General features: G+C 38.2%; 12 protein-coding genes. 8 read left to right on the top strand and 4 right to left on the bottom strand.

Translation table 11 applies throughout. From position 1 onward, the window contains the following. The first annotated feature begins 168 nt into the window (after positions 1-168). From FQ082_RS01380 to FQ082_RS01400, 5 genes are all read left to right on the top strand, one after another. Positions 169-1,710: a type I restriction-modification system subunit M gene (locus FQ082_RS01380; RefSeq protein WP_149491756.1), complete on the top strand. Its 1,542-nt coding sequence runs from the start codon at positions 169-171 to the stop codon at positions 1,708-1,710. Further along, positions 1,707-2,897 carry a restriction endonuclease subunit S gene (locus FQ082_RS01385; protein WP_149491757.1) on the top strand — a complete coding sequence of 397 codons (1,191 nt, stop codon included), beginning with the start codon at positions 1,707-1,709 and terminating at the stop codon, positions 2,895-2,897. Before FQ082_RS01380 ends, FQ082_RS01385 begins: the two co-directional genes overlap by 4 nt. Beyond that, a complete protein-coding gene (locus tag FQ082_RS01390) occupies positions 2,890-5,994 on the top strand; it encodes a type I restriction endonuclease subunit R (RefSeq protein WP_149491758.1) in 3,105 nt (1,034 codons plus the stop codon). Before FQ082_RS01385 ends, FQ082_RS01390 begins: the two co-directional genes overlap by 8 nt. A 187-nt stretch (positions 5,995-6,181) precedes the next feature. Further along, positions 6,182-9,778, top strand: coding sequence for an AAA family ATPase (locus FQ082_RS01395; RefSeq protein WP_149491759.1), 3,597 nt, complete (start codon positions 6,182-6,184; stop codon positions 9,776-9,778). 384 nt (positions 9,779-10,162) lie between these two features. Continuing rightward, positions 10,163-10,753, top strand: a complete 591-nt coding sequence (locus FQ082_RS01400; protein ID WP_149491760.1) for a recombinase family protein — start codon at positions 10,163-10,165, stop codon at positions 10,751-10,753. A 563-nt stretch (positions 10,754-11,316) separates the two neighbouring features. On the opposite strand, the gene FQ082_RS01405 is transcribed toward FQ082_RS01400, so the two are convergent. The 4 genes from FQ082_RS01405 to FQ082_RS01420 all read right to left on the bottom strand — a co-directional run bounded on the left by FQ082_RS01405 (position 11,317) and on the right by FQ082_RS01420 (position 13,750). Next, complete coding sequence (locus FQ082_RS01405) at positions 11,317-11,745, bottom strand: hypothetical protein (protein ID WP_149491761.1); 429 nt, start codon at positions 11,743-11,745, stop codon at positions 11,317-11,319. Between the two features lie 283 nt (positions 11,746-12,028). Then, positions 12,029-12,472, bottom strand: a complete 444-nt coding sequence (locus FQ082_RS01410) for a hypothetical protein (protein WP_149491762.1) — start codon at positions 12,470-12,472, stop codon at positions 12,029-12,031. A 622-nt stretch (positions 12,473-13,094) separates the two neighbouring features. Further along, positions 13,095-13,490 (bottom strand): hypothetical protein, encoded by a 396-nt coding sequence (locus FQ082_RS01415; protein ID WP_149491763.1) that lies wholly within the window; start codon positions 13,488-13,490, stop codon positions 13,095-13,097. After that, on the bottom strand, positions 13,475-13,750 hold the full coding sequence (locus tag FQ082_RS01420; protein WP_223145328.1) for an excalibur calcium-binding domain-containing protein: 276 nt from the start codon (positions 13,748-13,750) through the stop codon (positions 13,475-13,477). The genes FQ082_RS01415 and FQ082_RS01420 overlap by 16 nt, the downstream gene beginning before the upstream one ends. A 774-nt stretch (positions 13,751-14,524) precedes the next feature. Here FQ082_RS01420 and FQ082_RS01425 point away from each other — a divergent pair. The 3 genes from FQ082_RS01425 (at position 14,525) to FQ082_RS01435 (ending at position 20,091) form a co-directional block, all read left to right on the top strand. Next, entirely contained in the window at positions 14,525-16,318 is a 1,794-nt protein-coding gene (locus FQ082_RS01425; protein ID WP_149491764.1) for a DUF1302 domain-containing protein, read from the top strand. 75 nt (positions 16,319-16,393) lie between these two features. Beyond that, the gene (locus FQ082_RS01430; protein WP_149491765.1) at positions 16,394-17,566 is read left to right on the top strand and encodes a saccharopine dehydrogenase family protein; all 1,173 of its coding nucleotides are present in this window, start codon (positions 16,394-16,396) and stop codon (positions 17,564-17,566) included. 35 nt (positions 17,567-17,601) lie between these two features. After that, a complete protein-coding gene (locus FQ082_RS01435) occupies positions 17,602-20,091 on the top strand; it encodes a LuxR C-terminal-related transcriptional regulator (protein ID WP_149491766.1) in 2,490 nt (829 codons plus the stop codon). Positions 20,092-20,191 lie beyond the last annotated feature (100 nt).

A 20,191-nucleotide genomic window follows, 5' to 3' on the forward strand; every position in this document is an offset into this window, starting at 1 on the left:
GAAAAATATATTTTTAACTAAAAAGCTCTTTTTAAATTACCCTTTTAAATATTCATACTGACCAGAGTAATGTCGAGTCAATTCAGTTCCGATTGTGATCAGTAAACAAAATATTGTTTTAACAGCTTTTTTACCTTGCCGCTCTTTTATTCTTATAGGATTTTTATCATGACAAGTACCCAACAGCGTGCCGAACTCCACCGCCAAATTTGGCAAATTGCAAATGAGGTTCGTGGTTCAGTAGATGGCTGGGACTTTAAGCAATATGTATTGGGTACTTTGTTTTACCGATTTATCAGTGAGAACTTCTCCAGTTATATCGAAGCAGGTGATGAGAGCGTTCATTATGCTGCACTTCCTGATAATGTGATTAATGATGATATTAAAGACGATGCCATTAAGACTAAAGGCTATTTTATTTATCCAAGTCAGCTGTTTGCCAATATTGCCGCCAATGCGCACAGAAATGAAAACCTGAATACGGATTTAGCGGCTATCTTTAAAGCGATCGAAGGTTCCGCCAATGGCTACCCCTCTGAGCCTGATATAAAGGGCTTATTTGCTGATTTTGACACTACTAGTAATCGTTTAGGTAATACCGTTGCCGATAAGAACACACGCTTGTCAGCGGTGCTAAAAGGGGTGGCTGGTCTTAAACTAGACCAGTTCGCTGATAATCAAATCGATCTATTTGGTGATGCCTACGAGTATCTGATCTCTAACTATGCCGCCAATGCTGGTAAATCAGGGGGTGAGTTTTTTACTCCGCAAAGCGTTTCTAAGCTGATTGCACAAATTGCCATGCATAAGCAGGAAACGGTGAATAAGATATATGACCCCGCAGCAGGTTCTGGCTCACTGTTACTGCAAGCCAAAAAGCATTTTGATAACCATATTATCGAAGAAGGGTTTTTTGGTCAGGAGATCAACCACACCACGTATAACCTTGCGCGAATGAATATGTTTTTGCACAACATCAATTACGACAAGTTCAATATCGTGCTGGGCAATACGCTACTAAATCCGCATTTTGGTGATGACAAGCCGTTTGATGCCATTGTCTCGAACCCGCCTTATTCGGTTAAATGGATTGGTAGCGATGATCCAACGCTGATTAACGACGAGCGTTTTGCACCCGCTGGTGTACTTGCACCTAAATCTAAAGCCGACTTCGCTTTTGTGCTCCATGCGCTGAACTACTTATCTAGCAAAGGGCGTGCAGCAATAGTCTGCTTCCCTGGTATCTTCTATCGGGGCGGCGCTGAGAAAAAAATCCGTCAGTATCTGATAGATAACAACTATGTAGAAACCATTATCTCACTTGCACCCAATTTATTCTTTGGCACCACTATATCGGTCAATATTTTAGTGCTGTCCAAACACAAAATGGATAGCAACACTCAGTTTATCGATGCTAGTAAGTTATTTAAAGCGGAGACCAATACCAATATTCTTACCGATGCGCATATTGCTCAGATGATGGATCTGTTCGATAGCAAAACAGATGCGGAATACTTAGCTGTGAGCGTCGATAACAGTGCTATTGCTACCAATGACTACAATCTGTCAGTTAGCGCCTACGTAGCAGCAGAAGACACGCGTGAGGTGATTGATATCACGACCCTCAATGCTGAGCTGAAAGTTACCGTTGCTAAGATTGACCAGCTCCGTGCTGATATTGATACCATCGTTGCGGAGATTGAGGCATGAGTGAGTTAAGTTATATGGATAAGCTGCTTGATAAGGTTGAGGTTGAGTGGATAGATTTAGCTACGTTAACTAAAGATAGATTTTGGATTATGCCAGCTACACCCAAATTTGATGAAAATGAAAAAATACCATACATTACATCGAAAAATATTCGTGGCGGAAATATAGATTTTGAAAAAACGAAACGTATTTCTCAGTCTGATTATTTGAACTTATCTCGAAATAGACCAATCCTTACAGGTGATATTTTAATAAGCATGATCGGCACTATCGGTGAGGTTGCGCGAGTAAAAAAAACAGATTTAGACTTCTATGGTCAAAATATGTATTTGATTCGCTTAAATGAAGAATTGATCAATAGTGACTATTTTCTCCATTTTTTCGATTCACCGAGTATAAAAAATCATTTCAACTCAGTCAAAAATAATTCTGGGCAAGGTTACTTAAAGGCAAATGATATTGAAAAACTTCAAATACCCATTCCACCTCTCAATATCCAAGCCGAAATCGTCCGAATTTTAGACACATTTACAGAGCTTAACACAGAGCTTACCGCAGAGCTTGTAGCACGTAAGCAGCAATACAACTACTATCGTGAACAATTATTAACGTTTGAAGAAGGTGAAGTTAAGTGGACGCCATTGGGTGATCTTGCAGAAAACCTTGATTCTAAGCGAAAGCCTATAACTAGTGGTTTAAGAGATGCAGGTAGCATTCCCTACTACGGAGCATCTGGGATCGTGGACTATGTCAAAGACTATATTTTTGACGGTGATTACTTATTAGTTTCTGAAGATGGTGCAAATTTAACAGCAAGAAACACACCGATAGCATTCAGTATTAGTGGTAAAAATTGGGTGAATAACCACGCACATGTACTCAAGTTTGAAACATATGCAGAAAGAAGATATGTTGAATATTATCTAAACAGTATTGATCTAACGCCTTATATTTCAGGCGCTGCACAGCCAAAACTTAATCAAAAGAACTTAAACAGTATAAAAATACCTAGTCCTTCACTTAAAGAAAAAGAACGCATCGTCACCACCCTAGGCACGTTCGACGCCTTAACCACCTCATTCACCGAAGGCTTGCCGCGTGAGATTGCATTACGTCAGCAGCAGTATGAGTATTATCGTGAGCTACTTTTGAGTTTTGCTAAAGCTGAGGTAGCAGACCATGACTGAACATACCAAAACAATCGCTGAATCCAATAACTTTATCGTCCTAAATAAATATACCAAGTGTGATCAGCCTGATGGGGGCTATCAAACCGAAGACGATTTAGAGCGCGAATTGCTCAAAGACCTACAAAACCAAGGCTATGAGTTCGTTGCTGGTTTAACCTCACCACAAACCATGTTGGCTAACGTGCGTGTGCAGCTGCAACTCTTAAATGATGTGCAGTTCACAGATGACGAATGGCAACGCTTTGTGATGGAATACCTCGACAACCCTAGCGATAATAGCACTGATAAAGCCCGTAAGATTCATGACGATCATATCCATGACTTTACGTTTGACGATGGACGGCTGCAAAATATCGCGCTACTCGATAAGAAAAACATCCCACGCAATAAAGTACAGGTGATCAAACAGTTTGCCCAAACAGGTACACAGGCAAATCGTTATGACGTCACTGTTTTGGTGAATGGCTTGCCATTGGTGCAAGTCGAGCTGAAAAAGCGTGGCGTTGCCATTCGTGAAGCCTTTAACCAAGTGCATCGTTATAGCAAAGAGAGTTTTAACTCCGATAACTCCCTATATAAATACATACAGCTGTTTGTTATCTCAAATGGCACAGACACACGCTATTTTGCTAACACCACCAAGCGCAATAGAAACAGCTTTGACTTCACCATGAATTGGGCAAGATCAGACAACACCTTAATCAAAGATTTAAAAGACTTCACAGCTACCTTCTTCCAAAAAAGCACCCTATTAAACGTGCTGATGCATTACACCGTCTTTGATGTGAGTGATACCTCATTGGTGATGCGTCCCTATCAGATCGCGGCTACTGAACGCATTCTGTGGAAGATAAACAGTGCCTATCAAACCAAGAAGTGGAGCACCCTTGAGAGTGGCGGCTTTATTTGGCACACCACTGGCTCAGGCAAGACCTTAACCAGCTTTAAAGCAGCTCGTTTGGCGACTGAGCTGCCTTTCATTGATAAAGTTTTCTTTGTGGTGGACCGTAAAGACCTTGATTACCAAACCATGAAGGAGTATCAGCGCTTCTCCCCTGAGAGCGTAAACGGTTCAGACAGTACCGCAGGGCTAAAACTTAACCTTGAGAAAGACGACAATAAAATCGTTGTCACCACCATCCAAAAGCTTAATAACCTCATCAAAGGTGAGGGGCACTTGCCCATCTATGATAAGCAGGTAGTGTTTATTTTTGATGAGGCACACCGCAGCCAGTTCGGTGAAGCACAAAAGAACCTGAAAAAGAAGTTTAAGAAGTTCTATCAGTTCGGGTTTACGGGTACGCCAATCTTCCCAGAGAACGCTTTAGGGGCTGAGACGACCGCCAGCGTGTTTGGTCATGAGCTGCATTCTTACGTCATTACTGATGCCATTCGTGATGAGAAGGTATTGAAGTTTAAAGTTGATTACAACGACGTACGCCCACAGTTTAGCGGCATTGAAAGCGAGCAGGATGAAACCAAGCTGACCACAGCTGAGAACAAGCAGCTGTTATTGCACCCTGATCGTATTCAAGAGATATCGCAGTATGTGTTAAAGCACTATAGGCAGAAAACCCATTGCTTAAAATCAGGGGGCAAAGGCTTTAACGCCATGTTTGCTGTCAGTAGTGTGGACGCTGCCAAGGCTTACTATGAAACCTTGAACTATTTGCAAAAGGACAGCGACAAACCGTTAAAGATCGCCACCATCTTCTCTTTTGCCGCTAATGAAGAACAAGACGCTTTGGGGGATATCCCTGATGAAGGTTTTGAGCCGACTGCAATGAACAGCAGTGCCAAAGAGTTTTTAAGCAGTGCTATTGGCGACTATAACGCGATGTTCAAAACCAATTATGGCGTAGACAGCAAATCCTTCCAGAACTACTACCGCGATCTTGCAGAGCGTGTCATCAAGCAAGAAGTGGATTTACTGGTGGTCGTTGGTATGTTCTTGACAGGTTTTGATGCGCCTACCTTGAACACCTTATTCGTGGATAAGAACCTGCGCTATCATGGCTTAATGCAAGCGTTCTCACGTACCAACCGTATCTATGATGCTACCAAGACCTTTGGCAACATCGTAACCTTTCGGGACTTAGAGAAAGCGACCATTGATGCTATCACCTTGTTTGGCGACAGAAACACCAAAAACGTGGTGCTAGAGAAAAGCTATAAAGAATATTTAGAAGGCTTTACCGATATCGCTACAGGCAAAGCGCGTCGTGGTTATTTGGAGGTGGTCAAAGAGCTGCAACAACGCTTCCCCAATCCTGATGAGATTGTCAAAGAGTCTGACAAAAAAGACTTTGCCAAGTTGTTCGGGGAGTATTTGCGTGTCGAGAACATCTTACAAAACTATGATGAGTTTGCAAGCCTAAAGGCGCTGCAAGACTTGGATGTGACCGATACTGAGGCAGTTGAGACGTTTAAAGATGAGCATTACTTAAACGACGATGACCTAGCCGCTATGCAAGCCATTCAAGTGCCTGCTGAACGTACGGTACAAGATTACCGTTCAACCTATAACGACATACGTGATTGGCTACGTCGTGAAAAAGCGGGTGAGCAGCAAGATGAATCTTCGATTGATTGGGATGATGTGGTTTTTGAAATAGACTTGCTCAAATCACAAGAAATCAATCTCGATTATATCCTTGAGCTAATTTTTGAGCATAATAAAAATACCAAGGACAAATCTGCCTTGGTTGAAGAAGTACGACGTTTGATTCGGGCAAGTCTTGGCAACCGTGCCAAAGAGAGCCTAGTAGTCGATTTTATCAATCAAACCAACTTGGATACCATCCCTGATAAATCTAGTATTATCGATGCCTTCTTTAGTTATGCTCAGGTAGAACAGCAGCGTGAAGTTAAAGATATGATTGCAGCTGAAAACCTGAATGAAGATGCAGCTAAGCGTTATATTGCTGCTTCTTTGAAGCGTGAGTATGCCAGTGAGAACGGCACAGAGCTGAATGCTATCTTACCTAAATTAAGCCCACTCAATCCGCAATACTTGACCAAGAAGCAAAGTGTCTTGCAGAAAATTGCTGCCTTTGTTGAGAAGTTTAAAGGCGTGGGTGGGAAGGTTTTTTGATAGGCAAGCTTACTTGAGGACTAGCTATTATCTAGATATATTAATTGAAACGAGTAAACTTGTTATATCCTAGATATGACAAGTTTATAGATATCAAAACGAGTCGTTCTAAGAAAGAGATTGATTTTGATGTCGGCAGGTGGATTTTGTTCGACATTCTTTCAACCACCAAATGAGATGAAGTACGATGTTTAGTCTAATCAAGAGCATTTTTTTTAAAGATTATGTTGAGTCAAGCGAGCACATCCTTACCAATTCTCTTGCACCTAGAGATGATAGTGATAATGAAAGTCAAAGACTTTATGAAAAGCGACTTAAAGCAGCATTACAAGATAGGCATATAAAAAATATTGCATTAACTGGTATTTATGGCTCTGGAAAAAGCACTATTCTCAATACTTTCAAGAGAAACTATACAAAGCAATGGAGTTTTGCTGATATTTCGTTATCCACATTTGACACAGAAAATAACAAAGATTTAGACTCTGATTATTTACAACTAATTGAGCGTAGCATTCTGCAACAATTATTTTATTCGGTTGACTCTGCTATTATCCCCTTATCTCGTTTCAAACGTATAGTGCAAACTACGAGAAAGTCGCAATTCTCTACTTTTTTTCTCATAACGACACTCTTCATCAGCTATTTAATAGTATTTAGTGAAAATGAGAAAATTCTTACCTTTATTCCAGACTGGGAAATGCTCCCTTTAGCTGGATTATTAATACTTTTTTTATCCTCTCTGACCATTTTTTACCAATTGTTGGGCTATGCAATCAGCCTTAAGGAAATTAAACTTAAGTTACACGATGCTGAGTTTAATATTACGAATGAAGAGAATAAATCCATCCTTAATGATCACATTGATGAGATTATCTATTTTTTTCAAGAGACGAAAAAGAATGTTGTGATTATAGAAGATTTGGATAGATTTGATAATACAACGATATTTATACGGCTGAGAGAATTGAATGCCTTGATCAACGCATCTTGTAATCATCGCATAGTGTTCATCTATGCGATTAAAGATAGTATGTTCAAAAATACAGAGAGAAGTAAGTTTTTTGAATATATCATTCCTGTAATCCCTATCATCAACCCAACCAATGCTTATGATTTAATTCAAAAAAATTATGGAAATGTAGTCGAAAATATCGATAACAGATTTCTACGTAAGACTTGTTTATATTTTGATGATATGAGACTAGTCAAGAATATCCTCAATGAATACCAAGACTATTTAGATCACTTAGGCGAACTTTATTTGGATAAAAACCAGCTCTTTGCCATGATGGTCTATAAAAATTATTATCCAGATGAATTTGCAAAGTTAAATGCTAATGAAGGAGAGATATATCATATTTTTAATAGGATTAAATCTGATTTAATAAAGAGTAGAACTGATGAGCTAGAAAAAAAAATCGACGCTTTACAGGAGAAAGAAGAAGATGTTGAAAACGAGATTCTAACTTCTATTGATGAATTAAACGCTATATATACGAAGTTTCTAAACGAACTACTACGTAAAGATAATGTTAACGTTGCAAATATTCGTATTGAAGGTAGTTTGATATCTATCAATGATTATGATGAAGCAGTATTTTTAAATCTAAGAAGATTAAGAAACCAGAAAATACAGTACCGAACTTCCAATAGTCATTACATTCAAGATAGTAGCTATTGCTTTCAGGATGTTGAGGAGTATACAGGGTCAAACTTAGGTTACATCGAACGCTCAGAAGTTATAAGAAATAAAGAAAGAGATCGTTTGTTAACTATAAGAAATCAGAAGAATACTTTTAAGAAAGAGCTTGGGTCTACTCGAAACCAAACGATGGAAACTTTATTGAAAAGCGAATTTGATCTAAATGTGTCTGAGCAACTAAGATTTTTTATCGTGAATGGTTATATTAACGAGAACTATACCGACTATATATCCATATTTTTCGAATCATCGATATCTAAATCTGATAAAGAATATGCGATGATTGTTAATGCTCGTCAAACACCTAATTTTGATTTAGAACTAAAAAATCAAAATGAATTACTAATGAATTATTTATCAGAAGATGAAATGATTACCTCTAGCGTTTTGAATATCGATATGTTGAGATATTTAATAGAAGTTAACATTTTTGAGAATCATAAAAAAAATATAATACAGAAAATTTGTGATAAATCAGATGTCTCGATCGACTTTTTAACTATTTTATTTAGTGAAAATATTGATTTCTTACATATTCTTATACCCAAATTAGCTCAATATGATGATAGCGTATTTGACGAAATTTTGGGTGAAATTGATGACGAACAAACGATAGATAACTACTCAAAAATTATCAAGCATATAGGAGTTTCTTTAGACACCTCAGCTCATTTAACCAAAAAACTGAGAGAGTTCTTATTAAAAAGGGCTGATTACATCAGCTTTGTAATGGCTTGTCTATCAAATAATAAAGAGGGCTTCCAGCAATTCACTTTGGCTATCGAACCATTGTTTACACATGTAGATGCAACAGATATAGAGTTGTTTAATTGGCTTGGTGAGCAAAATTTATTTTCTATTAATCTTGATATGATTAAAGATTGCTTAGTAGGTAACCTACCACTTTCAATGGAAGATGTTGAACACAGTCTAGAAACTGCACCCCTAACAATAATTTGTCAATCTAATATAAATTATTTAATTAGCAATTTTTGGTGTTATATAAACGACTACACCTGTTTATTTATTATGAATTTGGCTGCTGGAAAACAGTTTGCTGAAAGCGAAGAAGTCATGATAAAAGTGTTGAATGTAGAAGAATTAACTTATGAAAATAAAGAGAAACTCTTATCAAGGACTACAACAAAAATTACTGATATAACAAAAATTGATAATTTTCTACATGATGAACTATTCAAATATAATGTGGCACATCCCAATTGGGGTAATGTTTTTGAGGGTTTTAAACGTAATGGAGATAAATTATTTGACAGTTTGGTTTTATTTATCAATACGAATAGTGAGCCTTTAGGTAGCCAACGAGAAGAATACAGAAATTACTTATCAGGACAGGAAGGACTCGGTACAAAGATAGAAATTGAGTTAATACAATGTGAATTATTAAACGATATTTCATATGAGAGGGTTATAAAGGTACTAAATGAAGTTTGGGATAACATTGATTTTACTTTATTGAATAAAAACAAGATTTTAACATTGATACATAATCAAAAATTAAGCTTAACTAATGAGAATTGGAATCATATTATTGCTTGTGATAATAATGAAGTGCGTGAAGCTTACATTGAAAATCATGTTACCTCAATAACTAGTGAAAAATTAATTGAAAATCTCCAAGCATCTGACTATATAACAATCATTGATTCAGATAAGATTAACAAGCCCCAAAAGCAATTATTTATAGAAGAACATGCTGACGAAATTCCTACCGCTTCACGCGATCTCTATGCAAAAGTTATCAATATCTTTGATGATAATAAGTTGCCTAACAAACTATACGAGAGTATCAAAACTAATGCGACAGCAGAAGGTATTCAACATTTATGCTTAGTACAGGTAAATTACTTAGATAATGACGAGATCGTTGAATTGCTGCCATTAATGGGAGCACCATTCAACGAATTAAATGAAATTAATATGACAAAATTTGATAACAATCAGCATAATAAGAAACTATTGATAGCTCTACATAATAAAAAAATAATTATTAGACCTGTTAAAAAAACACCTGTTATGATGAGCGTGTACTATCAAGCCAGACTCCAAAAACGTTCTTAATAACATTGAAAGACTCTAATTTTACCTTCTAAAAATGTTATCACTAAAGTATCTATGTATAACAGAAGCGAGAAGAGATAGCTAAATTAGCTTAATCACGTAATAAAAATAAGGCAGACCCTAAGGGAACCAGCTGTTTCACCTTTCAAGCATATTAACAGACTACTTAAAGCAGACTGTTAATATGGAACCATCTATAACAGACGTTTGAATTATAGGACTGGTTGCTGTGCTTTTTTCCTATCATTAGCCTATACCTAAAACATAAAACCTTTAAATGATAATCTATCTATCATTAGACTTTTTTATATTATTAAATGATAGTAATATCTTGCTATTATCAATGAGCATTAATTATTAAGTCTAAATAATATAGGTGGAGTTATGACCGTTCGTATTTATGTGAGAGCCAGCACTAAGGACCAAGACGCTAAGAGAGCCTTATCTGACTTGATTAGCTTTAGCCAAAGCTATGATGATAATCATGTTGAGTACGTTGAGCATTTTAGTGGTACAAAGCTCGATAGACCAGTATTAGCCAAGCTGCTAAAGGACGCTGAGCAAGGCGATATTTTGCTGGTCGAAAGCGTGGATAGATTAAGCCGATTATCTCAAGATGATTTTTCGATTCTAAAGCAGCGTATCAAAGATAAGGGTTTACGATTGGTGGTGGCTGATCTACCAACGACACATACGGTAAGTAATGGCATGACAGGTGAGATACTAACAGTGATTAACCATATGCTGATCGATTTATTGGCAACGATGGCAAAGCTTGATAATGACAAGCGTAGAGAGCGTATTAAGCAAGGATTGGCTAATAGTGGCTATAAGCCCACTGGTAAGAAGCCTAATACAACGAAACACAATCGTATTAGAGAATTAGACAGTCAATCCAATATGACAAAAGAGGAAATAGCTAAGGCGGTTGGTGTTGGGGTAGCTACTGTTTATCGAGTGACAAGAGAGAGCTAGACCGCCCCGGGAGAGACCATCCCGAATTCTGTGTTATAGCTTTGCTTTTTCTTAGTCATGGTCAATTCCTCATCAAGTCGTTAGTTTACCAAGTTTACTTATACATCTTCTTCAGCGTAACTCTCTCTCGAAGACCTTTGTGTTTCTAACTACCAAGCCAGATAATAGTCATATTCGCTCTTCAATTTATATATTAAAAGATTGTTTTTAGCTGTAATAAGATAGCTAGAAAAGATAAGATTCAGCATATTTTTTGGTTTTTTATAGAGCCTTTGACGCGCTTAAACCTATAGCCTAATTGACCTAACAATAAATTAACTTGCATTAATACATTGTCGTATTTCTACGATAATACCCTTAATAATAGTGCTACTGTTAACTAGAACACAAAATATATGCATTGCTATCAAGAAATAAGATTATGGAATTATTACCTAATGATTGAGAAACAACTTTATCTATAAAGAGCAAATAAAAATACTAGCTTCAACCGAGCTAGTATTTTTTGTGTCTCACATTTATTTGCCATTGCAGTTCCGCTGGCGTATACCCAATGCCTACAATTAGCAGTAAGTCGAAAATATACCCTTGACAGCTTTTCTTTCTATATGCAAGAGATGGCCATAATCGAGTGCCATAGCTCGTTTGAAACTAATTTTATTTTTAAAATCACCGTACGGATAAACATATGACTGGGTTGGATTAGCGCAATTAATCCGTACTGCATAATTCCATCTATCATCTAAGCCATGTGTCTGCACACTAATATCCACTATTTCGGGTCTTTTCGTTTTCTTATTATATGAAATAACTTCATTGAAAATAGACTCCCAAACAGTAGACCTACCGTCACCAGTTGAATCCTCAAAAACTGTAACTATTTTATACTCTTGACCATCAATTTGGTAGGCTTTAGCAGAATAAGCATTCGCAGAGACTATAGACATAGATGTTAAAGCCAAACCAAAAAATATTTTATTCAATACACTCATAATAATTTCCAATTAAATAGGTTAGTAACCGTCCAAACAAAAAATTGTTAATAAAGTTATTTAAGTTTGCATGATATGCGCAAAAATACTTTAAATAATAGATATATAGACTATAGTTCAATGCCTCTACAGCGCACCGATCTAAAGATACAGACATCATTACTTAAGCTTTAGCATATCTTTTTTTGTCAATATCCAATACGCCTTTAAAAGGGGTATTTCTCACACATAATATTGAGCGTAACGAACACAGTGTGGGAGTTAAGTAGATAAATACTTTGATCTAGATGCTACAGTCTGCTATCTCTATGGCCACTTCATCAATATTTGGTTTAGGAGGCGTAAACGTTGTCAATTTCTTATTATTAAGATAAACATCGATCCTTCGCGCTTTAGATATTCCCTTTACAAGCTTATTCCAAGAATTGCTGCCACGTACCGATCCTGTTGAACCAGGTGGCGATATTGCTGTTTTATTATCAAGAAGAAGAGACAGTGGGTATTTAGAGTCCGTATTTTGGTATGTCTTATTACCAATCTCTAGTGTCACATAAGGATCGTAATCTAACCCTGCACCACTATTACAACTAATTCTAAGAAGTCTATCTTTAGCATCATAAATATAGTAATTCATATTTCCTTGACCAAACTCACTATCCCATATATTTGGGACAGCCCAAGCTGAAGCACAGGTAAATAATAGTGGCAGCAGGATTAGTTTTTTCATATTGGTAACATCTCTAACATAGGTTATTTTTTTGAGTTTTCTAAACGCTGTGTAAGTTCAGCTACCTTACTTCCAAAGAATACGGGATTGGCTCGCTTAGCTCTGCGTATTTCTTCAAGGATTTATCATCCAGTTACCTTTATCTGTTACTACTTCAACCTCTAAAATATTTCAAAAAAGCACACCTAGAGAGTAAAAATATGTTTAGCTAATTATTATATATAGCTAATAACAAGAAAACCATTTATATCTAATATTATTAGAACAGTCGAGTTTTCCTGTTTGGTTCTTACTGTAAAAAACCTCGGTTGTTCGTACAGCAGCTATTCAAGCCCTCACTAGGGAACTAAAACTCTAATCTACTATTAATCTATTTCCAGCGTGTTATGTTTGTCGCCCCCTGCGTAAGGGCGTAATAACGATTCTATCTGTTTCTCTGAACTTTACTCATCAGGTAAGTTCAGATTTATTCATATAAAAGCGCACACGATAAATAAAAATAATGATCAAAAAGCTTGCTGTATGTACACAACGAAGTACACTGCGAATATTTCAGTCGGGTGAAACGGTTTATATCAGTAGCACACAACCAGAGGTTTAAGTCTTAACCAAGGTATTGAACTTAATAATTTTCAAGCCTATCCTCTTGCTCATAACATACCTTCAACCCAATCTGTACGGCCTCATTAAGATCAGCCCCTTCTTTGACACTATAAGGCACATTTGGAGTCAAATGACCTAGCTTTAAGCCATCTACCGCTGATTTATTAAGCGGTGTGCCAATATAAGACTCATCGGTGTAACCCTTAGGATGAAAATACACTTCACGACCAAAAGCAGGATTCGAGGCACACCCAATCTCACCCTCAGGCACCGTAAACGGATAAGGAGTCGTGTAATTTTTACTCCATGTCTGCTCACTCACTACGATATAGCCTGAACCATACATCTCGTCTTTATTACCTGAACTGCATCCTATAATCACGATAGACGCTATCGCAATTAACCACCTGGACATATTGATTCGCATGGCACACCGTCCTTATCACGATCTAGCTTAGTGTTTCCGCATTTGAGTGCTAGTTTGGCTTGTTCACAGCTGACCATTTGCGTACAAACACGAGGCAAGCCTTTGCATTGTGAACCACCAGCAACTTTAGCAAACAACGGATGATCTAATTCAACATCGCTATAAAATGGATTATCAGTGACCGTGACCACTGCGTGAGATGATAGGGTAAAGACAGATAACATCATGCCTAAAATAGCTTTCTTCATAACCAAACTCTTTCTAATACTCAAGATAAAACAAAATACTTTTTATAAATGGTGATGATACCCTATATTTGTTCAATAAAGCGGATGGCGCTTATCTAAACGTCCAATTTGCGTATCAAATTATTTTTATGAGTAATCAAACCCGCTGTCTTAGATAGATTTCTTAGTCATCGCTCTACGTCTACTCAGGCCCTATCTATCGATTTTCTTATAGTCATTGATAACCAACATTAATGCTAAATCCTCAAGCCTAGTTAATAGGCTATCCCATATCTCCTGCTTTAAATTTGTTTAAGAAAAATAGTTTTTGAATATTCCTAATATCACTTATAGCGTGTGATAGTTGTCACCTCCTCCTTGAATAAAAAATATACACGGCTGGCTAAAGTTAGCTTAATGAAACTTATTCAAGCGACAAGTTTATCAAAAAAATAACCACCTCACTTAGAAGCGAAGTGGCTAACCCACAGGCTAATCTGTTCTTGCGTCAACTTTACTATTAACCTATCCAGTAATCTCACTTTTACCCACACTACCTTTACCGTCGTAAGTTATACCTTTTTTGAGAACGTTGGATCGTAGCAATCAGAACCCAGCTTTTAGATCGCATACATAGTTGAACGACTAAGACATTTATAATGTCTTTTAGATCAATAATAAAAAGAGGGGGTAGTGAATTACTCTTTAGAGTAATTTTATCGCGGTAAAGCATTACCTAATATATTCCTTGTGAGTTGAATACTTTTATTCAATAAAGTACAGGGAGTACTGATTATGAAAATAATGATTCACGGTAATTTGGCGTTAGCAGCATACGGGCTATTATTAAGCTCTTCTGCATTAGCGTTTGAATTTGAAAACGGACCAGTACATGGAAAGCTAGAAAGTAATATCAGTGCTGGTATTGGATGGTCAATAGCTGATCCTGACCCATCTTTGATTGGTGTAGGTAATGGTGGAACGGCATCTACCCTATCTTCTGATGATCACCGTCTCAACTTTGAAAAAGGCGATAGTTATACACAAGTCATTAAAGGAATGCACGATCTAAAATTAGAGTATAAGAATGTAGGTTTATTTGCACGCGGTAAGTGGTGGCACGATATTGAGCAAGAGAATCATTCCCAGCGTTTATATGATATCAGTAATGAGGGCCGCGACTCTCACGCCCAAACTTCAGGTATTGAATTATTAGATGCTTATGGTTTTGCTCATTGGAAGCTCAATGAACTAGATGGTGAAATTCGTGTCGGTAATCAGGTCGTTACTTGGGGTGATGATGATTATACTCATGCTTTAAATGATTTATATGCTTATGATGGTAATGCCTACCGTCGGCCTGGTTCGGTTTTAGAAGAGTCTCTTATCCCTGCTCCAATGATTAAGCTCACTCAAGAGCTAAGCCCAAATATGGATATAGATTTATTCTATCAATCTAAATGGCAAGATACAGTTTTAAGCAATTGTGGTACTTTCTTTTCAACGACAGATGTCGCTCAACTTGGATGTAACACAGGTAATCTTATCTACGGCAGCGATTTTCGGCCAAACGATGCCGATTATCTATACATCCCCCGCCTAGAAAACAATACTCCTAAAGACGGTGGCGAATACGGTGTAGCTTTAGGCTTCAGCAATCCTGCCATTAAAAACACCAAGTTTAATTTATATGCTACTCGCTATCATAGTCGATCTCCCTATTATAGTGTAATCACTAGTAGCATTCTGGATGTAAAAAACCCGCTGTTTGATACTGACTTAGTTGGCAATTCACCTATGGCTGGCTACAAAATGGAATACCCTGAGAATGTAGAATTATATGCCGCTACCTTTAAAACAGAATTAGCAGATGGCACTACCAAATTTTCTGGTGAGTTGAGTATACGTCCTAATATGCCATTACAGATTAATAGTACTGATTTGACCTACACAGCTTTGGGTGTCGATAGTATTTCTCAGGAAATTATCGGTAAGCCGATCAGTCCTACGGTGATCCAAGGCAAAGGTAGCATAGCAGAGGACACTTATGTTAAGGGTTACGATCGCCTACCCCTGTCTCAAGCTCAGCTTGCTTTTAGTCAGTTCTTACCTGGTGCATTTGGTACAGAATGGTTTTTGTTTAGAAGTGAAATTGCTGGGAATCATATAGGTGACTTAAAGACCGGACCGGGTGCAGTTCGGTTTGGACGCGACTCTCTTTATGGTTATGGTGAAGTAGGAGCTGAAGGAGTTTGTGAGACGCTACTTAATGTAGACAACCCACAATATTGTAATGGCGACGGTTTTTATAGTAAAAACTCTTGGGGTTATCGTGCTGCTCTTATTACACAATTTCCAAATGTAGGAAATACAGGTGTCAATTTACGACCAATGCTGATATGGGGTCATGATGTTAATGGTTGGGGACCTAATTTCAACCAAGGTTCTAAATCTGTTGAGCTTTCTTTGACGGCTCTTTATAAAGATCGTTATGAGGCCACATTAAAAACTAAAAACTATTTTGGTGGTGACTACAACTATCTAGTAGACCGAGACTTTGTCTCATTAAGTATGGGTGTGAAATTTTAATTGGCTACGTAGTTAGCCAACATTTAGTCTGACATATATAACGTGCGGGCTTATTCAACTTCAAGGAGAATTATAATGAAAGTATTAGCAATAGGTGGTGGCGGTAGTATGGGACGTGCTGCGGTACGAACTATGAAAACCTTTGATTTTATAGAGCAAGTAGTACTTGCGGGTATAGACTATGATCGTGCATCTCGTTTTGCATCTTCTTTAGAGGACGAACGTTTTTCTGCTCAGTATCTAGATATTACTAACATTGAAGAGATGCGACTTGCTATTCGAGAGTGTGATGTCGTTATTAACTCGGCAGGACCTTTCTTTCGCTTTGGTGTACCTGTATTACAAGCCGCTATTGATGAAGGTAAGCATTATTGCGATATTTGTGATGATTGGGAACCTACTTTAGAAATGATGGATTTACATCAGCAAGCTGTTGATAAAGGTGTTACAGCAGTTATCGGTTTGGGAGCCAGTCCTGGTATCGCTAATATGCTAGCGATGAAAGCCACCCAACAATTGGATCACGTTGATACCCTATATTCTGCTTGGCGCTTATCCAATGCTCATAATGAAGATGACGGTTTCTTTGAAAAAGGCGAAGCTGCTGCGAGTGCGGATGCAGCCGCGGTACATTTAGTTCATTGTTTAACAGAGAAAATCCCTTTAGTACAAGACGGAGTCGTAGAGGATCACATGCCTTTGGAGAAACGTAGTTTTAATTACCCAGGTTATGGTTCACTAGATTTATGGAGCATTGGTCATCCTGAAGCAGTGACTTTCCCACGTAAATTCCCAGACTTAAAAAATTGTATGAACGGTATGCTTGGCGTTGAAGCTATCATTGATGATCTGCAGACGATATCTAATCATGTACGTGAAGGCTCTATGACTATAGATGCTGCTGCCGCTCTCATGAGTGATGGCGGTCGTGAAAAAAGAAGAGAGCGTTTAAATGAAGTTGAAGAAAGAGATGCTCTAGGTATCGTAGCTTATGCTGAAGGAACAAAAGACGGTCTTCCGCTTCGTGTTGGTGCCACTCTTAAAGCAGTTCCTGCTGGTGGGATGAGTGCAGTGACCGGTATTCCACTGGCTCTGTTTTTACCTTTACTCTTAAATAATAAAATTCAAGGTACTGGTGTGATGTCTCCTGAACAAGCAGTAGATCCTGACGCTTTCTTCGAGCTCTTGGATGGGTTTACAGGCGCACAGGGTTGCGGATTAACAGTGACTTGTGAGTCTGGTATTTAAATCGTGTATTAAAGGTTAAATAAGGAGATCTTGCTATGGATTATTTAAGTTCTCCTAGTACTCTCGATGGTGTCATTGCTCGTCCGCGTTTACTGACAGCTTTGGCGCCAGAAAAAATACTTCAAATTAGGCTGTTGTGCGCTCCAGCTGGGTTCGGTAAGACAGTATTAGCACGTCAGTTCTCTGAACTAGACAGTATTTTTAGAGTGCTAAGAATTTCACTACCCTCTAATCAGCCGTTGACGTCAGCGCTCATCATGACTCAGATTTCGGCAGCTCTAGGGCTGCCGGAAACTGAGGATCACAGGTTATGTGAAGACTTACTTGAAGCTTTAGACGCTTGTTCTAACGCTTTAATTATACTGGATGATTATCGGCCTAGTGCTGATACTGATGATTGGTTACTAGACTTTATACAACAGAGTAGTAGCCAGTGGTTGATAACGGCTCGTCATAAACCAAAGTGGCCTCTTGGCCGACTTTTATTAGAGGGGCAACTAATAGAGTTAAATAGTGAGGATTTAGAGCTCACAGTGCCAGAACTCACTTCTATACTAGCTTTAATGTCTCCTGAAGAAAGCTTCTGTGCTAAAAGCTTATATGATCAAACAAATGGCTGGGTTGCAGGAGTTCGTTTATTTCTTTATGCCCAAACTAGTCACCAATCTCATACGCAAACCAATCTACACCGTTCTCCATATTTACTCGATTACCTTGATCAAGAAGTATTAGGGTTAATGCCTTTGTCTGATAGACATTTGCTTAACGTTATCGCACATGCCCCATTTATTGATAGTGCGATTTGCTCTGTAATATCTGGAGAAAAGTTCTCATTACAGCAACTGATAGCGAGACAATCCTTTCTACGCACGTTACCAGGTAGTACTAATCGTTTTACTGTATATGAGCCTTTACGCTCGGTATTGAGAGAACGTTACCCTGATGCTAAAAAAGCATTAATTGGTGTGCTCGATTGGCTTGATCTTAGCGAACAAAGCTTAACTTTATTTAGCTATGCTATTAGGGTTTCGGATACTACTCGTGCCGTAAAGGCACTTTCTAAAGTTGCTCTTAATCAACTATTTGCTGAAAACAATCTATCTCTTATTTTATCTGGTCTTAATGAATTAGAAGTAGATGATTTTACTCATCAACCTAAAGCCTTAATCGTTGCAACTCGTTCTTTAATTATGGCTGGTAATTTAGAGTTGGCTGAGTGTTATTTGTCTACTCTTCCAAACCAACAGCAGTGGATTGGAAGCAAATTGGCTATACAAGCTGAGTTGGCTTTGCATAGAGGACAAGCTCAAGAAGCTTGTCATTTGAGTAGTCAGGCTTTGATTGAGCTTAATAAAAATAAAGACTGGACTCAAATGATTCTATGCTTTTCTTGTATGACGCGGGCGCAGTTGGCTTTAGGTCAGTATGAACAAGCTCAACGTCACCAAATGCAAGGATTAGAATTGGCTCGTCTTAAAGGCAAGATGCTGCTTGAATGTCAATTATTATTAGATCAAGTGCAAGTTGAAGAGTTAGCAGGTCATTTGCATAGAGCTTTGCAAGTACTAGATAAGCTTAAAGTACTAATTGGTCAAAGTGGCGGTTCTACCCTGCTCAGCGGTTCAGAACGTATACGCCACGGATGGCTATTAATGTTAACAGGTGACGATGACGGTGCTCGACTACCCTTAGAGCAAGGACAAGAGTTATCAATGGCATCTGGCACACCAGTATTTTTTTATAGTTATATCTTATTAGCACAGATAGATGCGCGTAATGGTAATCATGAACAGGCACAGCAGCGACTAGCTGAAGTGCAACGAGCCTTATATGCACGAGGTGTATCAGAGCCGATATATCGTAGTGTACTTATCGTAGGAAAAGCTAGTGTTGAGCTATTAGCCCAACAATACCAACCTGTTATGAATATTTTAGAGCGTCTGTGGCAAAAGTATAATGACCCAACTTCACTTACTCCTCCTAGTTCTACTCCTGAACTGTTTGCGTTGATGAGCTTTTTACATGCTCAGGCTCTAACTTCTCAGGGGTCACTAGATAAAGCCATACAAGTATTAACTCAGGTTTTAGAAAAAGCTGAAGGATTCGGCTTTCAAGTTATTGTGAGTCAAGCTTTGATGGCACTTGGAAAGGCGCGTCATCAACGTGGTGACATACGGCAAGCCGAACGTATGCTCGCCTCTGCAACGGTTATGGCGATTCGTCAGGGACAAGGCCAGATTCTATTAGAGGGTCATTCTAACTCCGCTATAGCGTTTAATGAGAATCCAAAGACGAAAGTACTCCCTACAACCATCACTGCAAGTACTGAAACACTGCTAAGCCCACGTGAGCATGTTGTTCTAGAACTGATAGCTAAAGGTCATTCAAATGCTGAGATTGCAGAAATTTTATCAATTTCACTTCATACCGTAAAGGCTCATGCGAAGCGTATCAATGCAAAATTTCAGGTTAATAGCCGAGCTTTGGCGGTGGCTAGAGCAAAAACACTAGGTTTGCTGATGTAGACACATAGCTTTTCAATATAACAAGGATTTTAATCTTAGGAGATTCAAAGGATGAATCAAAATCGACTTACAGCATCTGGGTTACCAACTCGCTGGTTTG

Source organism: Psychrobacter sp. ANT_H56B (assembly GCF_008369245.1).
Classification (GTDB): Bacteria; Pseudomonadota; Gammaproteobacteria; order Pseudomonadales; family Moraxellaceae; genus Psychrobacter; species Psychrobacter cryohalolentis.

Coding starts and splice junctions, on each gene's coding strand:
- FQ082_RS01415 (WP_149491763.1), bottom strand. CDS start 13,490: ATGTCCAGGTGGTTAATTGCGATAGCGTCTATCGTGATTATAGGATGC.
- FQ082_RS01420 (WP_223145328.1), bottom strand. CDS start 13,750: ATGAAGAAAGCTATTTTAGGCATGATGTTATCTGTCTTTACCCTATCA.
- FQ082_RS01400 (WP_149491760.1), top strand. CDS start 10,163: ATGACCGTTCGTATTTATGTGAGAGCCAGCACTAAGGACCAAGACGCT.
- FQ082_RS01405 (WP_149491761.1), bottom strand. CDS start 11,745: ATGAGTGTATTGAATAAAATATTTTTTGGTTTGGCTTTAACATCTATG.
- FQ082_RS01390 (WP_149491758.1), top strand. CDS start 2,890: ATGACTGAACATACCAAAACAATCGCTGAATCCAATAACTTTATCGTC.
- FQ082_RS01395 (WP_149491759.1), top strand. CDS start 6,182: ATGTTTAGTCTAATCAAGAGCATTTTTTTTAAAGATTATGTTGAGTCA.
- FQ082_RS01430 (WP_149491765.1), top strand. CDS start 16,394: ATGAAAGTATTAGCAATAGGTGGTGGCGGTAGTATGGGACGTGCTGCG.
- FQ082_RS01385 (WP_149491757.1), top strand. CDS start 1,707: ATGAGTGAGTTAAGTTATATGGATAAGCTGCTTGATAAGGTTGAGGTT.
- FQ082_RS01380 (WP_149491756.1), top strand. CDS start 169: ATGACAAGTACCCAACAGCGTGCCGAACTCCACCGCCAAATTTGGCAA.
- FQ082_RS01435 (WP_149491766.1), top strand. CDS start 17,602: ATGGATTATTTAAGTTCTCCTAGTACTCTCGATGGTGTCATTGCTCGT.
- FQ082_RS01425 (WP_149491764.1), top strand. CDS start 14,525: ATGAAAATAATGATTCACGGTAATTTGGCGTTAGCAGCATACGGGCTA.
- FQ082_RS01410 (WP_149491762.1), bottom strand. CDS start 12,472: ATGAAAAAACTAATCCTGCTGCCACTATTATTTACCTGTGCTTCAGCT.